This is a genomic window from Vibrio cholerae ATCC 14035, from assembly GCF_000621645.1.
Lineage (GTDB): Bacteria > Pseudomonadota > Gammaproteobacteria > Enterobacterales > Vibrionaceae > Vibrio > Vibrio cholerae.
The window spans coordinates 1-22,834 of the sequence record NZ_JHXR01000018.1; the positions used below are offsets into that span (position 1 = coordinate 1).

The window sequence follows — 22,834 nt, forward strand, 5'->3', positions numbered from 1 at the left end:
CCCGAATTTCTATTTGCTCAGGGGTCATAGGTGAAGCTTTAGGTGTTTTCCCTTGGCGTTCTTCTCTAAGCTGGCGAACCCATTTATCCATCGTGGACTTGCCCACATTCATGGCTTGGGCTGCTTCCGTCACTGAGTAATTTTGGTCTAAGACTAGCTGCGCTGCTTCTAACTTAAATTCTGCGCTAAATAGTCGTCTTGTACGTTTTGTCATAATGTCACCTGTTAACTTATGAGGTGATGATATCACCTCTAACTAAGTGACCAAATTCACTATGCCACTACAATTAGCAACAAGAGATGACTTACCATTTCCCGATGATCCAGTTAGTGACAAAACTCGACAGTCACTATCACTTGACCTTACCGACTCTAAGAAATCCCAGATCTCTTTTTGTATGTCATCTCTACCTATAAAGTCTTTTGGACGACAGGGCTTAGGATCCATGATGTCATCTGCCAACACGATACCACTGACGACTTCTCTAGTTACTGGCTGTGATAAGGAAGAGTTTTCGATATTAGAATTCTGTTTATCTTGATACTGCCTAATGTCTAATTCTTCTAGCTTACCTTCAGTATCTAATATTTCTCTCACTCTCTCGGTATTAACAGAATGTCCTTGCCTTACGTATGCTATCAAAGCTGTTGGAGAGCCATTTGAGCTTTCCTGAAATAACCATACAGGGTCGATTTCAGGATGTATCAAGAGAGTTGCGGATGAGATGTTGGCTTGTAGGTTAAGATTATCAATATTTGCAACTAAACCGCTTACTTCCAGTGCAGATAAGATTTCATCACTATCATAAAAGGAAAAGTCTATTCCTTTTGTTATAAAGTTTTCGTAAGTGGTTTGTGCATCCTTGCCTAACTTGACTGTCGAAAATAGAGCAATCTTGTCAAAGTCTCCTCGAAATGACTGCGCAAAACATAAATCAACAATTTTTGAGTCAATGGTGCTCTTGTCGTTGTAAAACTTACATTCTACATATACTTTTTTGCTGGACGGCTTATGCACCGCCTCTACATCAACTTCCATCCCAGATCTTCTAACTTCCCAGCCAGTGATCTCGTATGATTGCTTGCGCAGTATTTGAGCACACAATTTTTCAAAAAAAGCCCCTTTCTTTGAAGTGGTGTAATCAGAAGGGACACTTATTATTATGCTTTTTTCCAAGGGTAAGATAGAACTCATAAGTATTTCATGCAGTTATGTTTTCCAGTAATCTACACTATATGAAACTCAATTTGAACAGCCTCTCAACATCGCTCCAATAGCAAACGCAAAAAACGATACCTGATTAGTGAAAAGCACCTGCTCTAAATAACTTTGGGGCATCTTTGATTCTGACTGATTTGTGCAACAGGCTGTTGCAAAATTGGATACTAGAGTTTGTCCAACAGCCTGTTGGACAAATTATTCTTATGAAGGTTTGCAGCTATCTAAACACATTTTGGGGCAGAACTGATTTAGGACAACCTGACAGATTGCATTCAGACTAATTCATCTAATGTGGCTAAAAACATATCTTTACTCTTCCTCCAAAGATATGTTTTTCAGTGCCTTATCTAAGGTCGGTCTTGATACACCAAAATGTTTTGCTACTTCAGTTTTGGTGATTGAACCGCTAAGTAGCATACCAGCAGCTAATCTCATGTCTTTCCTAGACATACTTGGCTTTCTACCTACATTTTTCCCGCGCCTTTTGGCTGCGGCTAAGCCTGCCTTGGTTCTTTCGCTAATCAGAGAACGTTCAAATTGCGCGATAGCACCGAAAATGTGAAAGATCAGTTCTCCCGCAGGGCTTGAAGTATCAATTGCTTCCGCAATTGATACAAACCCAATGTTTCGCTCTTTTAACCCGTTAACTGTTTCGATAAGGTGAGGCAGGCTTCGTCCCAGTCGATCTAAGCGCCATACAACGAAGACATCTCCTTCACGTAGGTTGTCGAGTGCTTTTTCAAGCTCAGGGCGGTTAAAAGTTTTTCCAGACGCTTTTTCAGTGTATATCTTGTCACACCCCATTTCATTTAGAGCGTCGAGTTGTAGGTGAAGCTCTTGATCATTTGTTGAGACACGGGCATAGCCAATTTTCATAGTATGTTGGTTCCCAAACGGTGTAAAACAAAGCAATAGTTACTTTACATCAGTTTATTTACATATTGTTTTACACTATCGTCAAGGTTTATCTGTTTATTTTGAGTGTTATATGGAGTGTAAATAAATTGACCAGTTTGTTTACACTCTCTACCGTGAGTTAGATCGCTACGCTAACAATACTAATTCAATTTCTCACGCTTTTTGAAGGCTAAAATATTGTCTTGAGATCCCATGTCTTGCACATCAATAATTACTTCAACATGCTTGTTTTCTTCAGGTATGTCATTCCACATGGCAACATTCATTTGATGCATTCTTGCGGCTTGAGACTTTAAAAGTTCTTTGTAATGAGCAAGTCTTCCATCTTTCTGCTCTAACTCTGCTTTGAGTCTTTTTACTTCCTCTTTAGCTTTTTCTAAATCCTCTCTAGCTTTGATATAAATCGGGTGAGCACGCACAACTTCACCTGACACATCGCTCGATCCATGAATACGCTCTGCTTCTGCGTCTTCAATCATTTTTTTTGTTTCGGGATAACGCTTTGCTGCACCATTAGATAGCCCAGCCTCTTTTTCAACATTAGCAACAACAATCTTGAGTTTGTTGGCACTTAGTTTTCGCTTCAACTCCCTGTGGGTCGGCTGTTTGTCAATAAGACGCTTCAGAGCTTCTCTCAACTGCTTTTCTGTTGAGCTTAATTCCGTTCTATCTGTCATGTCTTACGCCACCATTATCGTGTTTATAACTAAACTCCGCACATCTTCTGCAAACTCATACTTATCATGGTCGAATCCCAAATCATCCATGATCGCCTCTGCCGCTTTTACCTGCATAAAGTATTTAGTTGCGGCACTGGAGTTCAAGTCACCGCATTCTTTTAGAAACTCAATATTTCTCATCGCATCCATGCGAGAAGATTCGGCATAAACAGCGTTTTCAATAAAATCGTATTCGCAGTCCACACACTCACTTAAATCAATATTGATGCGCATTGAACATTGAGTGTTGGTGCAATACATACTAGGAGCAACGGCATGTAAGTGCGCCTTACCGTTAGTTAACTGATCAATCCAATAATCAATTGATAACTTGCGTTTGTTTACCCCATTTTCAAAATAGCTTTCACCTTCACGACTGATTTCAGCAACCATTGCTTGACCTTTGCCACCTGCAATCCGTTCACCGTTCGCCATTTTTTGATATATGCGAGCAAAAATTTCAGCCTTTTGAGTGATCCGCTCTTTGCTAATTTCACTGTAAAGCTGTTCAAATGAATGGGCATTACGGGCATACCATCTCGTCATCGCCATCGACAAATGTGACAACTGTTGCTTCAAAGCAGGGAAAGAACATAGCTCATAACCAATTAGGTAATAAGCAAGTGAGCGTCTTGTCTGATGTGTCGTAAAGTGAAACTTATCTCCCAGTTTAAAGGACTTCTGGGCTGGGTCTGAGGCTTGTAAATAGCCCATATCTTCAACCGTCAGAATAAAATCAAATTTGTCTTTATTAAAATTATTTTTGATTGATTTACCTAGCGCCGCCTTTTTTACAGGCTTGAAATATTGATTGTTAGCCAAATTTGCGAACATTCGATGTCTGTCCTTTTCTGGAAACCTGTTTCGATAAGGCGTATGAATGGAATTTAACACATGAAATGCTTTCCAACCCATTTCGGTGGTAACAAAGGTGTCGTTTTTGGTTTGGCTGTTTAGTGTAATTTTTGATTGGCGTGTACTTAAAAAGTAAATAGTTTCATTACCAGTATCGGACTCACAGCCATTTTTATCGAACATCATTTTTTGCGTCCCGTAGACAGGGCTAATTTTGTACAACTCGTCTACACGCATCCCTGATAGCGCTAAACATAACCACGAGGCTTTTGCGCTCAAACCGACCAAATACCTTTTAAAATCACTCCACCCATAACAAGTGTCACCAATCCATACTTTGAAGTTCTTAATTACACTTTGACGTGGCTCAATAAAGGTTTCAAGCGAGATGAATATTTTCATCCATCGTGGATCTTCACCTTTATCAGCCAAGGCAACCCCTTCATTGTCTAGCGCTTGGGTAAATCGTTCCCATGTTTTTCGATACCCTTTAATAGGTGAATAACTATATCCATTTCTTATTTTCAAAGTTCTATTTATTACTTCATTATCATAATAGGAAATCATCTTCTCAACCGCTTGTTCGATTTCATCTCTCAATCCATAGGCGTTTACGACATCTTTGCTGTACTCTGTCAATGCCGAAAAATAGATCCTAGGAGGGATCACTAATTTACCTTCCGACACCTCAGGTCTTGTGTTAAACATCTTATGAGTCAGATGCGAAAAGTTAACCTTGAAGGGCAGTAAGCCTTTTAAAGCGGGAAAAGAGTTTAACCCTCTAAATGGGTGGCTTTTAGATATTTCAAAACATCCTTCATCAACCAAAATTTCAAGGTGCTCTAGATTTAACTCTTCAAATGAAGTGATGCCACGCTTAATAAGTTGAGCAATATCATTCCGAAGAACGTTTACTTTAGTTTTGATGGAACCCAGCTCTATGTGCTTAGCTGAAAACCACATATAAGCTAATGCCGCGCATTTCATTTGATTAACCAAGTGACGCTCATTTTGACGAAGAGCAATGACATTCTCACCTTGTTCTAGCTCAATATTAAAATACAGGTTCGCTATGCCTTTTGCTTTACAAGCAGACTCTCTAAACGCCCATAGATCTTCCTCAAACAAGATAGTCTTTTTCTCATCTTGATAGACAACCATCTTGTCTAATTCTTCCCAGTTACCTCGCAGTAGTGCAGGGAGAAGTACCTGCTGCAAATAATCTTCTTGATCGCCAATGGAGCGCATAGCACCTAATGTTAAGTCTAGATTTTGTGGGTTTTCAAAAGTCAACATAGGTATGCTCCTTATAGAAACTGAGTAACGGAAGATAACGAGTGAAAAAGCGGATAACGTCCTTTTTCTTCAAGTAAATCTTCAGCTTTCTCGATAGTTTCAAAAGGAAGGTCATCAAGATGTTCTTGAAAGCGTTCTATCTTTGACTGGATAACCGAAGCGCGTTCTGGGTATCGATCAATAGCCTCACTAAACACATCGAGAAAGCTCAGTAATTTATAAATTGCGTAAGGGTCATCAACGAGTTTGGCGCTTTTACAAAAAGGGCAAAGATCGTATTGATAGCAGGTGATGTCGTCCCCCTCTTTAATAATTCCCATTTCCTCTGCAAATTTACGCGCTGCATAATGCCAATCTTTCTCTGAATTCAAATCAATTTTACCGTCACAACTAATGCCGTTTGGGTTCGTTGGTTGATTGCGTTTTTTCCAAACCTCGTACTCTAATACGGGAATTTTTAGCTCTGCCTTGACCGATTCTATGGCTTCATTGCGTGTCTCGCCTTCTGCTATGCGAGATAGCGCCATTAGTCCTTGCGAGACTTGCTTATTGTTTTGCACAGGGTGCCCGTTACGGTATTTTTTATCAGCCGTGTCAATGCTGTGCTGCAAAATCTTTTGGGCGGTCATTCCACGCTCTTCTGGTTTGTATTCTAAATCAGAGTGAGTAACACGAATTCGTCGAGAGTTAATGTTTAGAAAGTAATCACCATAACCAATACCGCAATAACTTAACATGCTCGCGCTAATAGGAACCTCACCTTCCTGCCACTGATAAGTCATTGACTTTGTACCTAAAGGCAGTAAGAAAGGAGGTTTGGTTGCATTAGAGTGTCTACCTATACCACCAAGACTACGTTCCTTTGGTAACGGGTTTCTAGTTGCTGCATGACATTCAACTAATTGAAGAAAAGGTAGGTGTTTGGCTGTAACAGTAAATTCGCCTTCCGAGCCATCGACATATTTAAAGGAAACAGTGATCTCTCCATTAGCATCTTTCTCAGCATAGTGCAGTGGTATCAGTGCGTTTCGAAGTGAAACATCCGTCATACATGATAAAGCTGCGTAAGCTATAGGGGTTGATCTTTTTGTTGCAGTTCTTTTATTAAGATAGATGACCTGTTTATTCATTGTCCTTGCGCCATCTTCTCTCTGGGTCCAATTGAAGATGGGCATATTTTGATTCTCAACAATGTCGGTGTAGGTTTTTATCAAATGCTCGGTTAATTCACCTCTTCGGCTAGAAAGCAAATTTAAGTTCTGCGATAGTTTCAATAAAGCATGACTCACATTGACCTTGTCTTTTTCTCCTTCTTTATCAAGAAAATATATCAATGTATCAAAAGGATCATTGCTATAGGATTTAGAGAGGAGTTCGAGAGTTTGAATAAAAGTGATTCCGTCTATTTTTCCAACAGCGTCGCGCTTATTGATTTCGGCAACAATAAACCCTGCCTCTTTTTCAATAGCTTCGGGATGCAAGTTTTCATCTGAACCTGCAAACAACGCTTTTACGTCTTTTGAAGCGCGACTTTTGTAAGCACGAACTTGAGCAGTTTTCGATGTGCGACCTTCTACCTTCGATGTAATCACTTTAATGGGATGGCGAACATCTTTTATTACTGTGTCGTTAAATGCAGTGTAGTAGGCAAATAGGGTGTAAGCTGCCGCCATGCATTGATTAAACGGACTCACAGAGCCGTCCTTGCCCCTCAGTGTAATTGTGATGTCCCGACCATTATTTCTATCAACTACAATGCCTTCTAAGCATTGAGGCGGAGGGGCTTCGGGGTTTTCCTCTTTAAACGCAATAAGTTGAGTTGCTAGAGAGAAAAAGAATAGTTGAGTTCGTTTAACTAATGCATACCATTCACTTGATGTATACGGCTGTGTTGATGATTCACTATTCTTTATTGAGAAGGGTTTAAGCGTGGCTTGCCACTCTGACACATCAAAATCAAGCACTGTAAGTAGTGTATCGAGTAAGGTCTTTTGGATAAAAGCAGTGTCCTCCAACAAGCCAGCCTCTTCACCGTCATGATACTGAAAGTGATATCTTTTGGGCTCATTAGCCGCGTTAACTAAACGCCACAATTGACCTGAGTTACCAACGTAAGAAAGGTATCCCCCCTGAGAAAAAGGGTCGAGCATATTAAAGTCACAAAAAGAAATATACTGCTTTAAACTCGCTAATTTAACTCTTATATAGGCTTCACTACTTTGATTTTTTCTCTCTTGATTAACCCACGCCCTTAGCTTTTGCATCCTATTCAATCGAGACGGTTGTACTAATGGTTTTTGAGGGTCACACTGCTCATGGCACCAATCAAGAAGGTTATATTTGATACTGTATGCCATCCCTCGTTGATGCAATTCAAAGCTCAAGTCTAATGAAGTGACATTATCCTTAGTCTTTAGTTGTGTGATTGGTTTATGTTGATTTCTGGAAACAGATAAGCGACTTTTTGCCATGTGATCATCTCAACGTTTGTTGTGCGAATTGATTTTTACGCTGAGCGAATTCCGACCAGGTTTTATCGTCATTCATGTAGCTAATATATTTTTGGGTAGTAGCGGTACTTTCATGCCCCATTAAATCAGCCAACTCCGACATCAGTGCTTCAAAGGGCTTGCGTGTTTGAATGTGTTTGTTGTACAGCCAGTCAGTTGCGAAAGTGGCACGTAAATCATGAGTGGCAAAATAAATATCAAATCCGCTAATAATCAAATCATTGCGTACCGCTTCCACATACTTTTGAATTGTATTTGGGGCGTAGATACTGCCATTCGATTGAACGAATAGATGGTTATGGCGTAATAATCCGCTTTCAATTGCATCCTTCCTTACCTTGCTTAGCTTGTACTCGTACAAAAGATCCATAACATAGTCTGGGATTTCAATCGTTCTATCTTTTCTGTATTTGGTTAGGCAGCCGTTAATACGCTCACCAATTGGCACTTTAACCACTTTAGCTTTTGGTTTATCTACGACAGAAGCAGGAAAGGTTATCAGTTCCTCCAATCTCAACCCAACCTCCGTTTTTAAGTACAGCATAAGGGCTTTAGTGTCAGATGAATTTTTAACATCGAGATATCGGTAAAGTGCTTGTTTTTCATCTTCACGGAGTGGACGAAGCTCTCGGATATCAGCATCTTGAGGCTTCTGTATATTTTTGAATGGTTTAGTGAGACCTGTTGTATACACGATAATATCTTTACCGTGATAGCCATTAAGATGTGAGAGCATGTCATGTTGCGCTCTCTTATTTTTGTTCCGTATGCGAACTTTCTTTGCCGAAAACTCAAATGGGCGGAAGGTCTTGCTGATTGGAACGATCCGTTGGCGGTGAAGGTAGGTGTAGTAAGCGACAACTTTTAGCACATAGCTCGACGCAGTACTGGGAGAGCCTCCGATTTTTCCGTTTTCATCTTTGATATAAAGATTCTCTAATAGATAATCACGATATCTAACGACTGGACTTTCTTCTATCTTCTCGGTGCAGTCATATATTGTTAAGGAGCGCTTCTCTTCAACCAACACACCTGTTCTTGGGTCAATATGTTCAGGGATTTCTAAGTTCATCCAACGATAGAAGCTTAATAACGCGACTGCATGGGATTCAATTGTCTTAACGGAGGATATATCAGGATTTGACAATAAAGAGTGGAGGTATAAGTTCACTGGCACCACATTCATGCCATCGGGGTCAATTAAAATCGGAAGTGCATGAATAAATGATTTTGAATTGCCTTTTACTTCATGGATGATCTCGCCACTGACAGGGTCTGGCCTGCTTATATATGAAGGATATTTATCCGTATTGACCCACATAAGGCAGTAATCAACACCGAAATCATCTGGAAACGAACCATTCTGTTCAATCACATTGCTACCACAACTAGCTCACGTTATGGTTTTAGCCTAGTCTCACAGAATCCTTCTGTCTAATTTTTATACCAATAACTCTCTAACTTGTGACTCTAACAAAATTCCCAACCTTAGTTCCGGAGTTACACCGGATTCCCTTTTCAGCCATTTTTAGCCATCCAGGCATCTAAATAGCACCAGCTTGGCGCTGATAGTATTGAGTGAATGAAAAATTGTCCAGTACAGATTCCGATCCGCTAGGCTTTACACTGAATATCCCAATCAATATTTGGGCAAAACTGGACAAGCGGCCGAGATTGAATAAAATCTGCGCTCTTTCTGTAATAGCCCATAAAAAGGTACCCGAATGGCGACTCTTGATGTAAACCCTGAACTCTACCAAGCTCAATTGGCAGACAAAATCGCCCGTTTAAAAGCGATGTTTGTTGATTACTCCATGCCTGAGCTGGAAGTGTTTGAGTCGCCAGTGGCGAATTATCGTATGCGTGCTGAATTTCGGATTTGGCATGAAGGCGATGACATGTACTACATCATGTTTAATCAAGAGACGCGCGAAAAGTACCGCGTGGATCAATTTCCAGCGGCGAGCCGCCTGATTAACGATTTGATGCCTCTGCTGATGGATGCGATGAAAGGCAGCCCTATTCTGCGCCATAAACTGTTTCAGGTTGATTTCCTCTCAACCCTCAGTGGCGAGATTTTGGTTTCACTGCTGTACCATCGACAGCTCAGCGAAGAATGGATCACTGCGGCGCAAGCACTCAAACAGCGCCTAAACGATGAAGGGTTCAACCTGAACTTAATCGGCCGTGCTCGCAAAATGAAAGTAGTGCTGGATCGTGATTACGTGGTGGAGAATTTACAGGTCAATGGCCAGCCTTATGTATATAAGCAAGTCGAAAACAGTTTTACCCAACCTAATGCGAAGGTCGCCGAAAAAATGTTGGAGTGGGCGGTCGATTGTACTCAAGAGAGCAAGGGGGATTTGCTTGAACTGTATTGCGGTAACGGCAACTTCTCACTCGCGTTAGCGCAAAACTTTGAGCGTGTACTGGCAACCGAATTAGCCAAACCTTCTGTAGAAGCCGCGCAATTTAATATTGCCGCGAACCAGATCGGCAACGTGCAGATCATTCGCATGTCAGCAGAAGAGTTTACTCAGGCGATGGAAGGTAAACGCGAATTCAATCGTTTGAAGGATGCGGGAGTCGATCTGCAAAGCTACCGTTGCAACACTATTTTTGTCGACCCACCACGCTCAGGCATGGATATCGACACTTGTAAAATGGTGCAAGGTTATGAGCGCATTCTGTACATCTCTTGTAACCCAGAAACGCTGCAAGAGAACTTACAAGTCTTGGGGGAAACCCATCAAGTGGTGCGCTTTGCTCTCTTCGACCAATTTCCTTACACCCACCACATGGAAGCGGGCGTGATGTTAGAGCGCAAAAAGTAACCGCATAAAAAACGAGCCAGATGGCTCGTTTTTTGTTTAGCGTGGCTTACCGATGTAACCGAGCTTACGCCCAATCCAAAAGATCAGGAGCAGTACTATGACGATGGAGAAAAAGTTCGACCCTTCTTGCGGGTATTGTGCTTTGATAAAAGCCGAGTGACCAAAAGCCCCGACGAAGAAACAGGCGAGACCGACTAATGGCACCTCTTCCGCCACCGGATGAGCCAAATACTCTTGATAAAGCATCTGAGCTGAGAGTACTAAAGCTATCAAAGCAAACAGAGAAAATGGCACTGAACTCATGGTGAGCCATGAAAGCAAAGCATCACTGCACATTCCCGCGACCAGCGCCAGTATTAATGTTTTACGCTCTGCGCGAGTGGACTGAACGTTGTTTTCTCTCGACATCTCTCTTTCCTTTTTCCTCTTTTATTTTGGATATTGCACTTATTCCAACGCGCCTTTCAGGCGATGACGTTCACGCTCTTTACGATACCAATGTGCCCCTTTGGCCAGCATGCGCAGTTGCATGATCAAACGCTCGGCCAGTTCATCGCGTTCACGGCGATCCAAATCGAGCGCTTCTGCGCCTGAACTAAAGACCAAGGTGACGGAAGCTTCTGCTTGAGTCATCGCCTCTTCCCGCGTCATCCCTGTGGCAACCAGATATTCGGTGAGCTCAGCCGCAAAGTGTTGAATTTCACGCACTACCGCCGCTCGAAACTCGCAGGAAGTGCCAGAACGTTCTCGCAACAACAAACGAAATACGTTAGGGCTGCTCTCAATGAACTCCATAAAGGTTTCCACTGAAGTGCGGATCACACTGCCTTCCTTGACGATGCGCTGGCGAGCTTGACGCATCAACTGACGCAATAACAGACCACCTTCATCCACCATGGTTAAACCCAGTTCATCCATGTCTTTGAAGTGACGATAAAACGAGGTCGGCGCAATGCCCGCTTCTCGGGCGACTTCACGTAGACTCAGGTTAGAGAAACTTCGGTCAGCGCTCAGTTGGCTAAACGCGGCATCAATTAAAGAGCGGCGCGTCTTTTCTTTTTGTTGTGCTCGGATTCCCAACGATTTCATTCCAATCAGTTCTCAGCTAAGTCGAAAAATGTGGTTCATACTATAACCTGATTGGTTGGCTTGTCTAAGCAACAAAGCTCGTCAGTATGAGACAGCAGCCATTTTCGCAACCGGATACCAGATAATAATGGTGCTGATGCTAACTCAATGTAATCAAAAGCGATTGGAATCAAGCAAGGTTGAGTACCTGTTTTGCAATGAAGGCGTGATCCCCTCCACTCTCTGCACCTTGCAGCATGTTTCCAGGTCAGGGAATGCGTTAAAATCTCGCAACAGCAATGTTAAGCAAATATAACAAGGATTCACTATGGGACAGAAAAACCACTTTGACGTCATTGTGATCGGTAGCGGTCCGGGCGGAGAAGGGGCAGCCATGGGGCTGACCAAAGGGGGAAAAAATGTCGCTATCATAGAAAAAGAGAGCAGTGTAGGCGGAGGTTGTACTCATTGGGGCACCATCCCATCGAAAGCCCTACGTCACGCGGTAAGCCGCATTATTGAGTTCAATAGCAACCCGCTGTTTTGCAAAAACAACTCCAGCATTCACGCTACGTTTTCGACCATTTTAAGTCACGCCAAAAGCGTGATTGATAAACAAACACGCCTGCGCCAAGGCTTTTACGATCGCAATCAATGCACGCTGATTTTTGGCGCTGCGCACTTTATTGATGCTCACACCGTAGCAGTCAAAAAAGCCGATGGCAGCATCGACACCTACAGTGCCGATAAATTTGTTATCGCCACCGGTTCACGCCCTTATCATCCGAAAGATGTCGATTTTGGTCACCCGCGTATTTATGACAGCGACTCGATTCTGAACCTCGAACATGATCCTCGCCATATCATTATTTACGGTGCTGGGGTGATTGGTTGTGAATACGCCTCTATCTTCCGCGGCCTGGATGTCAAAACGGATCTGATCAACACCCGTGATCGCTTACTGTCGTTTCTGGATAATGAAGTCTCTGATGCGCTCTCTTACCACTTTTGGAACAGTGGTGTGGTGATCCGCAATGATGAAACTTACGACAAGGTGGAAGGCACCAGCGATGGGGTGATCGTCCATCTGAAATCGGGCAAAAAAATGCGCGCCGATTGCTTGTTGTACGCCAACGGGCGCACTGGTAATACTGATAAGCTCAATTTAGAGTCGGTTGGCTTACAAGCCGATTCGCGAGGCCAGTTAGTCGTCAACGCCAATTACCAGACTCAAGTGGAACACATTTATGCGGTGGGTGATGTCATTGGTTACCCAAGCCTTGCCAGCGCCGCTTATGACCAAGGTCGGTTTGTCGCGCAAGCCATCATTCATGGCCAAGCGGCACATTTGTTGACTGAAGATATCCCAACCGGTATCTATACCATCCCTGAGATCAGCTCCGTGGGTCGTACCGAGCAAGAGCTGACGGCGGCTAAAGTGCCTTATGAAGTGGGACGCGCTTCTTTCAAACATTTGGCGCGCGCGCAAATTGCGGGCAAAGATATCGGCAGCTTAAAAATCCTGTTCCATCGCGAAACCAAAGAGATTTTAGGTATTCACTGCTTTGGTGAGCGTGCCGCAGAAATCATTCATATCGGCCAAGCGATCATGGAACAAAAAGGGGAAGCCAATACCATTGAGTATTTCGTGAACACCACCTTTAACTACCCGACGATGGCCGAAGCCTTCCGTGTTGCAGCCTTAAATGGTCTTAATCGACTGTTTTAATACGCTAGAGTCAAACTACTTAGAGTTGCAGGTAGACGGCAAGTGAGTTCATCCCCATGTGCATAGATACACTATGTGATTGGGGTGAACGAACGTAGCCAACACCGCTGCAGCTTCAAGTAGGAAGGGTATATAGATAGAGACAAAAAAGGTCTGGCATTGACCAGACCTTTTCTTATCAAGCTGTTACGCAATGTGAAATCAGAACTCGCCCACCGCTTCTTTCAGCTTACGCATGGCGTTTTTCTCAAGCTGACGAATACGCTCCGCAGAAACACCATACATTTCCGCCAAATCTTGCAGTGTGGTTTTGTTGTCATCATCCAACCAACGAGCACGCACAATGTGTTGGCTACGCTCATCAAGACTTGCCAGCGCCATGCTGAGGCGCTGTGTGGTATGCGCTTCCCAGTTTTCGGCTTCTAGGTTATCAGCTAAGTCAGAGTGCTTATCTTCGAGGTACAGCACAGGCGCAGTGTAGGCCATGCCGTTTTCGTCATCCTCGGCGGACATCTCAAACGCAGCATCTTGGGCTGCCAGACGAGATTCCATTTCACGCACTTCAGCAGGCTCAACACCCAGCTCGCGCGCTACCGTTTCGACTTCGCCGTTATTAAACCAGCCAAGGCGTTTTTTCGATTTACGCAGATTAAAGAACAGTTTGCGCTGTGCTTTGGTGGTGGCGATTTTCACAATACGCCAGTTACGTAGCACATATTCATGAATTTCGGCTTTAATCCAGTGCACCGCAAACGACACCAGTCTTACCCCCATCTCAGGGTTAAAGCGTTTAACCGCTTTCATCAGACCGATATTGCCCTCTTGCACTAAGTCCGCCATTGGCAAGCCATAACCGGAATAACCACGAGCAACGTGAACAACAAATCGTAGGTGCGACAAGATCAAGCCTTTCGCAGCATCGATATCCCCTTTGTAATGTAATCGCTCTGCCAGCTCGCGCTCTTCATCAGCACTCAGCATCGGGTAACCGTTTACTGAACGGATGTAGCTATCTAAGCTGTCTTGGGAAACAAGAGCCATTGGATACGCTTGGTTAGTCATTCAATTCCTCATCATTCTCTGATCTGGATACGCTGTTTTACCGCAACAAGCTTGAACCTAAAATGAACAGGTTTCAAGTTTGACTTGTCATTATGCATAAACAAAAGGGCAACTCAAGTCAAGCACTGCCTCAACCTTGAATCAGCCACCCATTTATGACCACCATCACTTAAACAGGTTCAATTTCTTTTAGATGGCGTTTCGCCGACACTTTCGCCGCCACGCAGCCTAAAAAGACGCCGAGCATTAAAAGCAGTAATGATTCATCCCAGCCGAGGCCAATCAAACGGAAACGGCTGTCATACAATTGAGCGAGCGCTTCCACCGCACCATTGAGTAAAATCGTCATCAAGGCCGTTAATAGCCAGGCTGCCACGGCGCCGAGTAAACCAAACCACATCCCTGAATAGAGATAAGGACGCAGAATATACGCATCGGTCGCACCGATGAGTTTCATGGTTTGGATTTCTTCTTTGTTGGCTTGTACGTTAAAACGTAGCGTATTGCCCACAATCAAAAAAACCGACATCAACATCAAGCTGGATAAGCTAATCACCACGATAGTCGCCAAATGGCGAATCGCATCTAAACGGGCAAACCAATCTTCATCCATGCGCACATCGGTCACCCCCTCTTCTGCTTGTAGGGCTTTGGCAAGCGTTTGGATCTGCTCTCGACTGTCCACTTTAGGCGTCACCACTAATACCGCGGGCAAGGTGGCGTTATCGAGTAGGCTGATCGCTTGCTCAAAGCCAGCATACTGGCTTAAATCATCCAAACCTTGCTGCGGTGAGATGTATTTCACTTTGGCAATTTCATCACGCCGCTCCAAATCATCTTTCAAAACGATGATCCGAGGTTCTGGTGTATCGATGTGCAGATAAACACTGAGCTGAGAAGGCTCAGCCACTCGCTCAGCCACCGAGGCGATATTTTTACTCAGCAAGTACAAACTGGCGGGTAGCGCCAACGCCATAGAAATTACCGCCAAAGTCAAAATGTTGCCCAGTGGACGTCGCCACAAGGCGGCAAACGATGCTTTCGCCTGTTTGAAATGAATGGCGAGAAAACTGTCGGTTTTGGCTCGCTTCACATCACGCGGTTTGCTTTTGGTACTTTTGGTGGTTTTGCTGATTTTTTGATTGCCCGGCTTAACGGCCATAATCCGCTACCTCACTTAAAAAACCCTGATTGAGTTCTAGATGACGATATTGCGGACGCGAATTCACCAAATGAATATCGTGCGTCGCCAGCAGTATTGTGACCCCAGCGCGATTGAACTCTTCAAACAGACGCAGTACTCGGCTGGAAAGCTCAGGATCAAGGTTGCCTGTCGGCTCATCAGCCAGCAGTAGCGTTGGGCGGTTCACCACCGCGCGAGCAATCCCGACTCGCTGCTGTTCCCCACCAGAGAGCTGGCTTGGTAAGCAGCGGGCTTTATCGAGCAATCCGGTTTTATCGAGCGCCGCCGAAACACGACGTTTAATTTCATTTTCCGAGATCGATTCAATGCGCATCGGTAACGCGACATTGTCATAGATGCTGCGATCCATCAAAAGGCGATGGTCTTGAAACACAATCCCAATATTGCGGCGTAAAAAGGGAATATCCTTGTTTGGGATCCGAGTAATATCATGACCATTGAAACTGATTTTGCCATCGGTTGGACGCTCAATCGCACAAATCAGCTTAAGTAGGGTACTTTTCCCTGCCCCAGAATGGCCGCCCAAAAAGGCCATTTCACCACGCCGCAAGTGGAAATCCACTTTCTGTAGCGCTTGTCGTCCACCTCGATACGCTTTACTGACTTGCTGAAACCTGATCACGCCGTCTCCCCCTGACAAGGCTGGCACACTGTGCCAACTGAGATTGGTTTATTCTTCGCGGCTAAATAGCGCGTCGATAAACTCTTGTGTTGCAAATGGACGTAAGTCGTCAATTTTCTCGCCGACACCGATATAACGGATTGGGATCTGGAATTGATCGGCAATCGCGAAAATCACGCCACCTTTAGCGGTGCCATCAAGCTTAGTTAAGGTAATGCCCGTGATGGGCGCTACATCACTAAACAATTTGGCCTGACTGATCGCGTTTTGTCCGGTACCCGCATCCAGCGTCAACATGATTTCATGTGGCGCACTGTCATCAATCTTCTTCATCACGCGCACAATCTTGCGCAGCTCTTCCATCAGGTTACTTTTGTTTTGCAGACGGCCTGCGGTATCCGCAATCACCACGTCAATCCCGCGCGCTTTCGCCGCTTCAATCGCATCATAAATGACGGAGGCACTGTCGGCGCCAGTATGCTGAGCGATGACAGGCACTTGATTGCGCTCTCCCCACACTTGCAACTGCTCAACCGCTGCAGCACGGAAGGTATCGCCCGCTGCCAACATCACTTTCTTGCCTTGCGCTTGGAACTGTTTAGCCAGTTTACCGATCGTGGTAGTTTTACCCACCCCATTCACGCCCACCATCAAGATCACGTAAGGTTTTTTCTCAGTGTCGATCACCAATGGCTGCTCGACCTGAGAGAGAATCTCGGCCATCTCTTCTTTCAGCAGACCGTACAGCGCTTCCCCATCACGCAGTTGCTGGCGAGAAGCTCTGGCGGTCAAATTAGCGATGATTTTGCTGGTCGTATCCATGCCGACATCGGCAATCAGCAGTTGTTCTTCGAGCTCTTCGAACAGGTCATCATCAATCTTTTTGCCTTTAAACAGGCCAAAGAAGCCAGCGCCAATATTCGCTTTGGTGCGGCTCAAACTGCGCTTTAAGCGCGCAAAGAAACTTTCGGTCGGTTTCTCTTGTTCAACAATACGTGCAGGTTCAACCGTGGCTGTTTCTGTTTCTGTTTCTGTTTCTGTTTCTGTTTCTGTTTCTGTTTCTGTTAACGCAGTTTCCGTTTGAATCGCCACCGCTTCAACATCGGCTTGGCTTTGTGGTTCATCCTGCGTTTGAGTATCCGTTGCAGTGGTTTGGCTTTTCTCTTCGTCACCAAATCCAAGCCATGACAACAAGCCACGCTTCTTTTTTTCCGTCATCTGGAGCTATCCTGAATCGCTTTATTTTAATACAGACTTTTCTTGGCCATTATTGCGGCCCCGAAAAGAAAAAATGACAAAGCAGTGAAAACTTTTTGCTTCGCTTGGTACACTTTGCCCAGTTTTTTATGTTAACTCGGGTTGTCACGCCAAATGGCTGACAAGCGAGGTATAGTAACACTTAATTAGCGGTCAAAAAATCTATGCAAAGACGTCGCCAGCCAAACCCATCACAAAAAAAGGCCCCTACAGGGCAAGTTCGGATTATCAGCGGTCTGTGGCGCGGCCGAAAATTGCCCGTGCATGATGCCGAAGGACTGCGCCCGACGACCGATCGAGTGAAAGAAACGCTGTTTAACTGGCTTGCTCAAGAAGTGCCAAATGCTCGCTGTCTCGATCTTTTTGCCGGTTCTGGCGGGCTAGGCTTCGAGTGTGCATCACGCCAAGCCAACCAAGTAACCATGCTTGAGCTGAACCCGCTCGCCTTTCAGCAACTCAAAACTAATGTACAGAGCCTGAAAGCAGAAAATATTGAGCTTATTCACACGGATGCACTCGCCTTTCTGCGACAATCGGGTAAACCTTATGACGTGGTGTTTATTGACCCACCTTTTCGACAAGGTTTATTACAGGAAACCACTCAGTTACTCGAGCAAAACGGTTGGCTCGCGCCACAAGCGATGATTTATATTGAGTGCGAAAAAGAGCTGCCACTGACGGAGTTGCCTCCTCATTGGCATCTACATCGAGAAAAGAGTGCCGGACAAGTCTGTTATCGGCTGTTTATAAGGGAAGAACAATGAAAGCACTACTCTGGTTAGCGAAAGCGGCGATTGGTTTTGTATGGCTGGTTTTGCTGTTCAACATCGTGATGCCTTTTCCGGGTAATGCCGCCATCGCACTCTACATCATGACCGCATTTTTGCTCTTCATGCATGGTTTACAGATGTTGATTTTCATTGGCGCGTTTGGCGATAAAGTACCACTGAAGCGCTGGGAAAAGTGGTCAATTCTGATCTTTGGCATTTTTGCCCTGTTGGATATTCGCCGTAAATACATGATGTAAAAAAACCGCCGCGAGGCGGTTTTTTTACATCATAGACCGTGAATATGACTAAAACACGATCGACGCTGAGATCAAGGCTTGGGCTATCAAGTAGGAGCTGGAGATAAGAGTGTGCCCCCAAGGAAGTGGACGCCGATAATCGTGGATGGCTAATAACGTGGCCGAGAGGATATAAACCAGACATCCTAAGAAACCAGCGCCAGAAGCCACGGTGGCCTCTTGTAGCCACAGTTCACCCGCAGCCCACGTCATCTGTACTAACATCAACCCCATAATGGTGACCGGGAAGATTAAGGTATCAATTTGTGGCAGTAACAAAAAAAACGCCACTATGCTTGCCGCCACCAGTAATGCGGGCAACCACCACACCATACTCCCCGACAATTGCACCCAGAATGCTTTACTAAACAGCAGTTGCGCGACTAAAAACAGCACAAAGCTGGCTTTGTGGTAGCGATGATTTAGCCGCAGTCCATGCGCAAACATCGACACCGCCAAACCAAGAGAGATAAAAATCACCTCTGGCGTGGCATGACTGTGCTGCTCCCACACAATAATTGTCAGTAACAGGAGGCTGAAGATTCGAAAGAATATCGCTTGCTTAAGCTTCTGATTTTCATAAGCAGAAATGCTGATAAACCCCGACAACACGACAGAAATCCAGCTCAACATGCTCATACCCCTAACTCAAACTGCCGCCAGTGTAGGGATCTGACTTTTGATGTCCAGTTATGAAAGTAAAAAGTTGGATCTTGCTAGCGAATCCTTACTTGAGCTGCTATATAAAATAGTAATTACTCAATAAAATTACAAAACAAGAAAACTTGCCACCAACCAAACCAAGACAACAAATCAACACCAAACAAATGAAACACAATCAAAACAAAATAAAAAAACGAAAAATCCACCAAACCAAAACTGCAAAATAAAAACAAAAACCCAATAAAAACAACAACAAAAAAAATCAAAAAATTGAAAACAACCAACTAAACAGATAAATGAAAAATAACTGCCATTTTTAAAGATATAAAAACAGATAAAGGATAAAAACACAACTCAATTGATAACCAATCTCAACAACATGGAAATAATTCTCATAAAGTGGTAATTTACTAAAACCTGACAATCGATCCAAAACAAACCGTAATAACCACAACCAGAACAAATAACAACCTACCAACAAACAATAAAAAACACTATAAAATCAATAAAATAAATACAATATTGAATTAAAAATCAGCATTTAGCTTATGATTAAAACAGCGTAAAAGTGTGACTTTTCTTACGTTAAAAAGCCCCCTACGAGCAAAAGAACTGTGTTTTTTAAACTTTAATCAACGATCTATTGATCAAGCTGGGTAAATGATCTATTCTTTTTTTACAGAATGAGTAATCAACCAAAGGAGCAGTGTTATGATTTCTTCATCTCAAAAACAAGGACTTGTTATGATCGCAGTAATCATTGGTTTAATGACACTGCCCATGATGTACTAAGTTAATGTTTTTAAAATAAAAAAGGACGCATCGCGTCCTTTTTTATTGGTTCAATGTTCGATTACTGAAAATGTTGAGATAACTCTTCCCAATGCCAGTAATAGAAAAATAGGGCTCCTAAGGTCATCAACATCATCAGCATAAAAGCAATCCGCCACACAAACTTCCCACTTCTTGGCGTGAGCTCATCTTCGCACTCTTGGCATACCGCGAGAAAAGCTTTGCGATCATCTAAGCGATAATCATCTTCATGCACCACTTTGTTACGAATCGTCGCCACATAACGCAGCTTTTTAATCACGTCATGGGGTAAACGTTCTTCACAACTGGTAATCAATTGATGCAATCCCTTGCCTTCTGCATGGTATTGTTCGCGCAATAAGGTTTCGAGTTTGCGCGTTCGTAGAACAACTTGCTCAATTTCTGACATTTCCGCCCTCCTGCGCCTTCTCTCTTTATTTTCTAGCAGCCAGAGTCACATTATCCAATTGTTAGCCGTTCAATGGCTGATAAAGTGTGAGATAAGCCGAAAAAATCCCTTTGATTACTGCCGCACATCTCTTTCTCACCACAAACTGCTTGGAAAAATACGTCATTCGCTAAAATAGCGGCGTATTCAGAATAGGAGGCTGTTATGCCCTTCACTTTATTGATCAGTTTAGCGTTATTGATTATTGCGGCAGTTTGGTTTTTTAGCCACTTCTACCGCCGCCACATGCAAGGAGAAAATGCTCCACAGCGTAGTGCCGAAGTGACCATACTGGATAAGCAAGCGATCGACATTCCTCACCCTCTTCCCGGCCAAGATGACCAAGAGTTTTGGATTTACGTACAAAAAGGACGTTTAGGGCCAAAACGCGAGTTTCAGGTTGGCATTCATTACTATCATGCACTCAATCCAGGAGACAAAGGCGTACTAACTTACCAAGGACAACGCTTTTTGCACTTTGCCTTGAAGCGTTAAAATCTGGTTCTTGAGAACAGCCATTAAGACGATTAAACCATACTCTTTATAATGGATTAATAGTCTATGCCTATCAGAAAAATCAGATAATCCAAATTTCTTCCATATCTGAACTACACTATTCTTTGTTCATCCCGATAGGGGAAATAAAAAACTGAGAGGTGTAAAAATGGCAACGAATTTGATTGGTCTTGATACCACACAAAGTCAAAAACTGGCGAATGCGCTCAACAACTTGCTGGCCAACTATCAAGTGTTCTATATGAATACTCGCGGTTACCACTGGAATATTCAAGGTAAGGAGTTTTTCGAACTGCACGCTAAGTTTGAAGAGATTTATACCGACTTACAGCTAAAAATCGATGAACTGGCAGAGCGTATTTTAACGCTGAGCGCTCGACCCATGCACAGCTTTAGCGGTTACCTCAAAGCGGCACAAATCAAAGAGCATACCGACTCAATTGATGGCCGTAGCAGCATGCAGGGATTGGTGGATGGTTTTAGCATTCTGCTCCACCAACAACGAGACATTCTTGAGCTTGCCGGCGAAACCGGGGATGAAGGGACGTCAGCGCTGATGAGTGATTACATCCGCGAGCAAGAGAAATTGGTGTGGATGCTTAACGCTTGGCTGAAATAACTCACCGCTCTGACACGCTCACTAAATCTAAGGTGCAGGAAGGTTAATCTATTTGGTCGGTCAGCCTTTATCATCCTACACCCTCAGAGTCGGGCTGGCCGACCATCTCTCCCCAAATGACTTGCCGTTGCTGCCAACATCGCTGCCGCGTCAAGTTGAAAAGGTGCATTAACTTATCACTAAATTAATCGATTGATGTCCTGGCTCCAACGCTGGGCTTCAATCAATTCCTGACGGACATCTTCCAGATCAAAACCCAGTTCTAGGCAGTGCTGCTCCACACCTTGCCAATCGGCTTTTTCAAAACATTCCTCAAGATCGAGCAAAGTACCCAGTGGCCCTTCACGCTCTCGCAGTGCTAACTTCACATCATCGGCCAGCGGCAGTTGCTCCACCAATTGCTCAATTGAGGTATCGAGCAAGGCATCCAGCACAGAAAACATGCCAATCAGAAACGCTTGTTCACGATGCGCTTTAAAATGTGTATGCGTCGCCATCAACTGGCAAAACTGCGCTCTTTGTAACGACAAGTTGTAAAGCTCCTTGGGCTTTTTGGAGGAGATATAAGACGCGACCGCCAAAGAGACGAAAATGCGCAGTTTGTCCTGTCCAAGATAAACCAAGGCTTGGCGAAATGAGGAGATGGAGACCGAGATCCGATCCGACATAGTGTTTACGAAACGCAGCAGCTTGTAGGAGAGCGCAATGTCCTGCGCGACCAAGCGCTCTACTCGCACATAATCGACTTCAGGCTGACAGACTTCGCGAAACAGCTGCATGGCAATCACATGCTCTGGACTGACGTAGCGCTGTTTAATGATTTCTGGCTTACTGAAAAAATAGCCTTGGAAGAAGGTAAAACCCGCATGACGCGCTTGATGAAACTCATCTTCGGTTTCGACTCGTTCTGCCAAAAATCGGCGACGACTTCCCTGAGCCAGTCGACCACGCACAAATTCACACGCTTTATCGAGCCCCATTGCCATGATGTCGATTTTGACTATCTGTACGTAGGGTAAAAAGCGCTCCCAAGCGGGTGAATACACAAAATCATCTAACGCGAGCAGATAACCTCGCTGACTCAGCTCTTGTACCGCCTCAAAAAGATCATCGGTCGGTTGGCACGTTTCCAAAATTTCTACCACGATCTGCTCACGCGGCAGAGTCAGCGGCAAACGTCGAATTAAGCTTTTATGGGGAAAGTTGATAAAACAGCGCGAGCGGGCAATTCTCGGGTTGGTACCAAGGGATAAAAAGTTTTCAACAATCAGACGGTAGGTAGCACGATCGGCATCCATGTACTCAGGAAACGCGTTTTTTTCTCCATCTCGAAACAGCAGCTCATAACCTAGCGTGTGTCGCTTTGCATTCAATATCGGTTGGCGTGCTACATAAGTTGTGTACATGGTGTCC

At 44.1% G+C, this 22,834-nt stretch carries 22 protein-coding genes and 1 pseudogene; 6 read left to right on the top strand and 17 right to left on the bottom strand.

What is annotated here, in order from left to right; translation table 11 throughout:
• The 7 genes from T411_RS0111035 to T411_RS0111065 form a co-directional block, all read right to left on the bottom strand.
• Nucleotides 1-214, bottom strand: a 214-nt coding sequence (locus tag T411_RS0111035; protein ID WP_027694892.1) for a transposase, incomplete at its 3' end; no start/stop codon positions are given.
• Nucleotides 215-256: 42 nt separating this feature from the next.
• On the bottom strand, nt 257-1,195 hold the full coding sequence (locus T411_RS0111040; protein ID WP_000095020.1) for a restriction endonuclease: 939 nt from the start codon (nt 1,193-1,195) through the stop codon (nt 257-259).
• A gap of 336 nt (nt 1,196-1,531) precedes the next feature.
• Nucleotides 1,532-2,098 carry a recombinase family protein gene (locus T411_RS0111045; protein ID WP_000690639.1) on the bottom strand — a complete coding sequence of 189 codons (567 nt, stop codon included), beginning with the start codon at nt 2,096-2,098 and terminating at the stop codon, nt 1,532-1,534.
• Between the two features lie 182 nt (nt 2,099-2,280).
• Nucleotides 2,281-2,817 carry a hypothetical protein gene (locus T411_RS0111050; RefSeq protein WP_000132160.1) on the bottom strand — a complete coding sequence of 179 codons (537 nt, stop codon included), beginning with the start codon at nt 2,815-2,817 and terminating at the stop codon, nt 2,281-2,283.
• 3 nt (nt 2,818-2,820) lie between these two features.
• Complete coding sequence (locus T411_RS0111055) at nt 2,821-5,010, bottom strand: hypothetical protein (protein WP_000955020.1); 2,190 nt, start codon at nt 5,008-5,010, stop codon at nt 2,821-2,823.
• Nucleotides 5,011-5,021: 11 nt separating this feature from the next.
• Nucleotides 5,022-7,481: a hypothetical protein gene (locus T411_RS0111060; RefSeq protein ID WP_001911923.1), complete on the bottom strand. Its 2,460-nt coding sequence runs from the start codon at nt 7,479-7,481 to the stop codon at nt 5,022-5,024.
• A gap of 4 nt (nt 7,482-7,485) precedes the next feature.
• Nucleotides 7,486-8,895 carry a tyrosine-type recombinase/integrase gene (locus tag T411_RS0111065; protein WP_000572558.1) on the bottom strand — a complete coding sequence of 470 codons (1,410 nt, stop codon included), beginning with the start codon at nt 8,893-8,895 and terminating at the stop codon, nt 7,486-7,488.
• 349 nt (nt 8,896-9,244) lie between these two features.
• On the opposite strand from T411_RS0111065, the gene trmA reads away from it, so the two are divergent.
• Entirely contained in the window at nt 9,245-10,354 is a 1,110-nt protein-coding gene (gene trmA, locus T411_RS0111070; protein WP_000212218.1) for a tRNA (uridine(54)-C5)-methyltransferase TrmA, read from the top strand.
• A gap of 36 nt (nt 10,355-10,390) precedes the next feature.
• On the opposite strand, the gene T411_RS0111075 is transcribed toward trmA, so the two are convergent.
• Entirely contained in the window at nt 10,391-10,762 is a 372-nt protein-coding gene (locus T411_RS0111075) for a YijD family membrane protein (RefSeq protein WP_000085813.1), read from the bottom strand.
• 39 nt (nt 10,763-10,801) lie between these two features.
• On the bottom strand, nt 10,802-11,443 hold the full coding sequence (gene fabR / locus T411_RS0111080; RefSeq protein WP_000838364.1) for an HTH-type transcriptional repressor FabR: 642 nt from the start codon (nt 11,441-11,443) through the stop codon (nt 10,802-10,804).
• 307 nt (nt 11,444-11,750) lie between these two features.
• Here fabR and sthA point away from each other — a divergent pair, with 307 nt between their 5' ends.
• Nucleotides 11,751-13,151, top strand: coding sequence for a Si-specific NAD(P)(+) transhydrogenase (sthA, locus tag T411_RS0111085; RefSeq protein ID WP_000529898.1), 1,401 nt, complete (start codon nt 11,751-11,753; stop codon nt 13,149-13,151).
• 201 nt (nt 13,152-13,352) lie between these two features.
• Here the strand turns inward: sthA and rpoH are convergent, their stop codons facing one another.
• The 4 genes from rpoH to ftsY all read right to left on the bottom strand — a co-directional run bounded on the left by rpoH (nt 13,353) and on the right by ftsY (nt 17,257).
• Complete coding sequence (rpoH, locus tag T411_RS0111090; protein ID WP_000184359.1) at nt 13,353-14,213, bottom strand: RNA polymerase sigma factor RpoH; 861 nt, start codon at nt 14,211-14,213, stop codon at nt 13,353-13,355.
• A 169-nt stretch (nt 14,214-14,382) separates the two neighbouring features.
• Entirely contained in the window at nt 14,383-15,375 is a 993-nt protein-coding gene (gene ftsX, locus T411_RS0111095; protein ID WP_000279340.1) for a permease-like cell division protein FtsX, read from the bottom strand.
• A complete protein-coding gene (ftsE, locus tag T411_RS0111100; RefSeq protein WP_000617864.1) occupies nt 15,365-16,039 on the bottom strand; it encodes a cell division ATP-binding protein FtsE in 675 nt (224 codons plus the stop codon). Before ftsE ends, ftsX begins: the two co-directional genes overlap by 11 nt.
• A 48-nt stretch (nt 16,040-16,087) precedes the next feature.
• A complete protein-coding gene (gene ftsY, locus T411_RS0111105; protein ID WP_000136718.1) occupies nt 16,088-17,257 on the bottom strand; it encodes a signal recognition particle-docking protein FtsY in 1,170 nt (389 codons plus the stop codon).
• Between the two features lie 203 nt (nt 17,258-17,460).
• Between ftsY and rsmD the strand changes: the two genes are divergently transcribed.
• Together rsmD and T411_RS0111115 are read left to right on the top strand one after the other, a co-directional pair.
• Nucleotides 17,461-18,060 (top strand): 16S rRNA (guanine(966)-N(2))-methyltransferase RsmD, encoded by a 600-nt coding sequence (gene rsmD / locus T411_RS0111110; protein ID WP_001189766.1) that lies wholly within the window; start codon nt 17,461-17,463, stop codon nt 18,058-18,060.
• The gene (locus T411_RS0111115) at nt 18,057-18,323 is read left to right on the top strand and encodes a DUF1145 domain-containing protein (RefSeq protein WP_000645840.1); all 267 of its coding nucleotides are present in this window, start codon (nt 18,057-18,059) and stop codon (nt 18,321-18,323) included. The genes rsmD and T411_RS0111115 overlap by 4 nt, the downstream gene beginning before the upstream one ends.
• 48 nt (nt 18,324-18,371) lie before the next feature.
• On the opposite strand, the gene T411_RS0111120 is transcribed toward T411_RS0111115, so the two are convergent.
• The 3 genes and pseudogenes from T411_RS0111120 to T411_RS0111135 all read right to left on the bottom strand — a co-directional run bounded on the left by T411_RS0111120 (nt 18,372) and on the right by T411_RS0111135 (nt 20,247).
• Nucleotides 18,372-19,001, bottom strand: a complete 630-nt coding sequence (locus T411_RS0111120; protein ID WP_000062274.1) for a lysoplasmalogenase — start codon at nt 18,999-19,001, stop codon at nt 18,372-18,374.
• 116 nt (nt 19,002-19,117) lie between these two features.
• Nucleotides 19,118-19,376 (bottom strand): annotated as a pseudogene (locus tag T411_RS01000000119320) (hypothetical protein).
• Nucleotides 19,377-19,878: 502 nt separating this feature from the next.
• Nucleotides 19,879-20,247: a DUF4145 domain-containing protein gene (locus T411_RS0111135; RefSeq protein ID WP_001289435.1), complete on the bottom strand. Its 369-nt coding sequence runs from the start codon at nt 20,245-20,247 to the stop codon at nt 19,879-19,881.
• A 204-nt stretch (nt 20,248-20,451) separates the two neighbouring features.
• Here T411_RS0111135 and T411_RS0111140 point away from each other — a divergent pair, with 204 nt between their 5' ends.
• Nucleotides 20,452-20,781 carry a DUF2500 domain-containing protein gene (locus T411_RS0111140; RefSeq protein WP_001117042.1) on the top strand — a complete coding sequence of 110 codons (330 nt, stop codon included), beginning with the start codon at nt 20,452-20,454 and terminating at the stop codon, nt 20,779-20,781.
• A 169-nt stretch (nt 20,782-20,950) separates the two neighbouring features.
• Nucleotides 20,951-21,421: a Dps family protein gene (locus T411_RS0111145; RefSeq protein ID WP_000224703.1), complete on the top strand. Its 471-nt coding sequence runs from the start codon at nt 20,951-20,953 to the stop codon at nt 21,419-21,421.
• Between the two features lie 179 nt (nt 21,422-21,600).
• On the opposite strand, the gene T411_RS0111150 is transcribed toward T411_RS0111145, so the two are convergent.
• The gene (locus T411_RS0111150; RefSeq protein WP_000288841.1) at nt 21,601-22,827 is read right to left on the bottom strand and encodes an EAL and HDOD domain-containing protein; all 1,227 of its coding nucleotides are present in this window, start codon (nt 22,825-22,827) and stop codon (nt 21,601-21,603) included.
• Between the last annotated feature and the right edge of the window lie 7 nt (nt 22,828-22,834).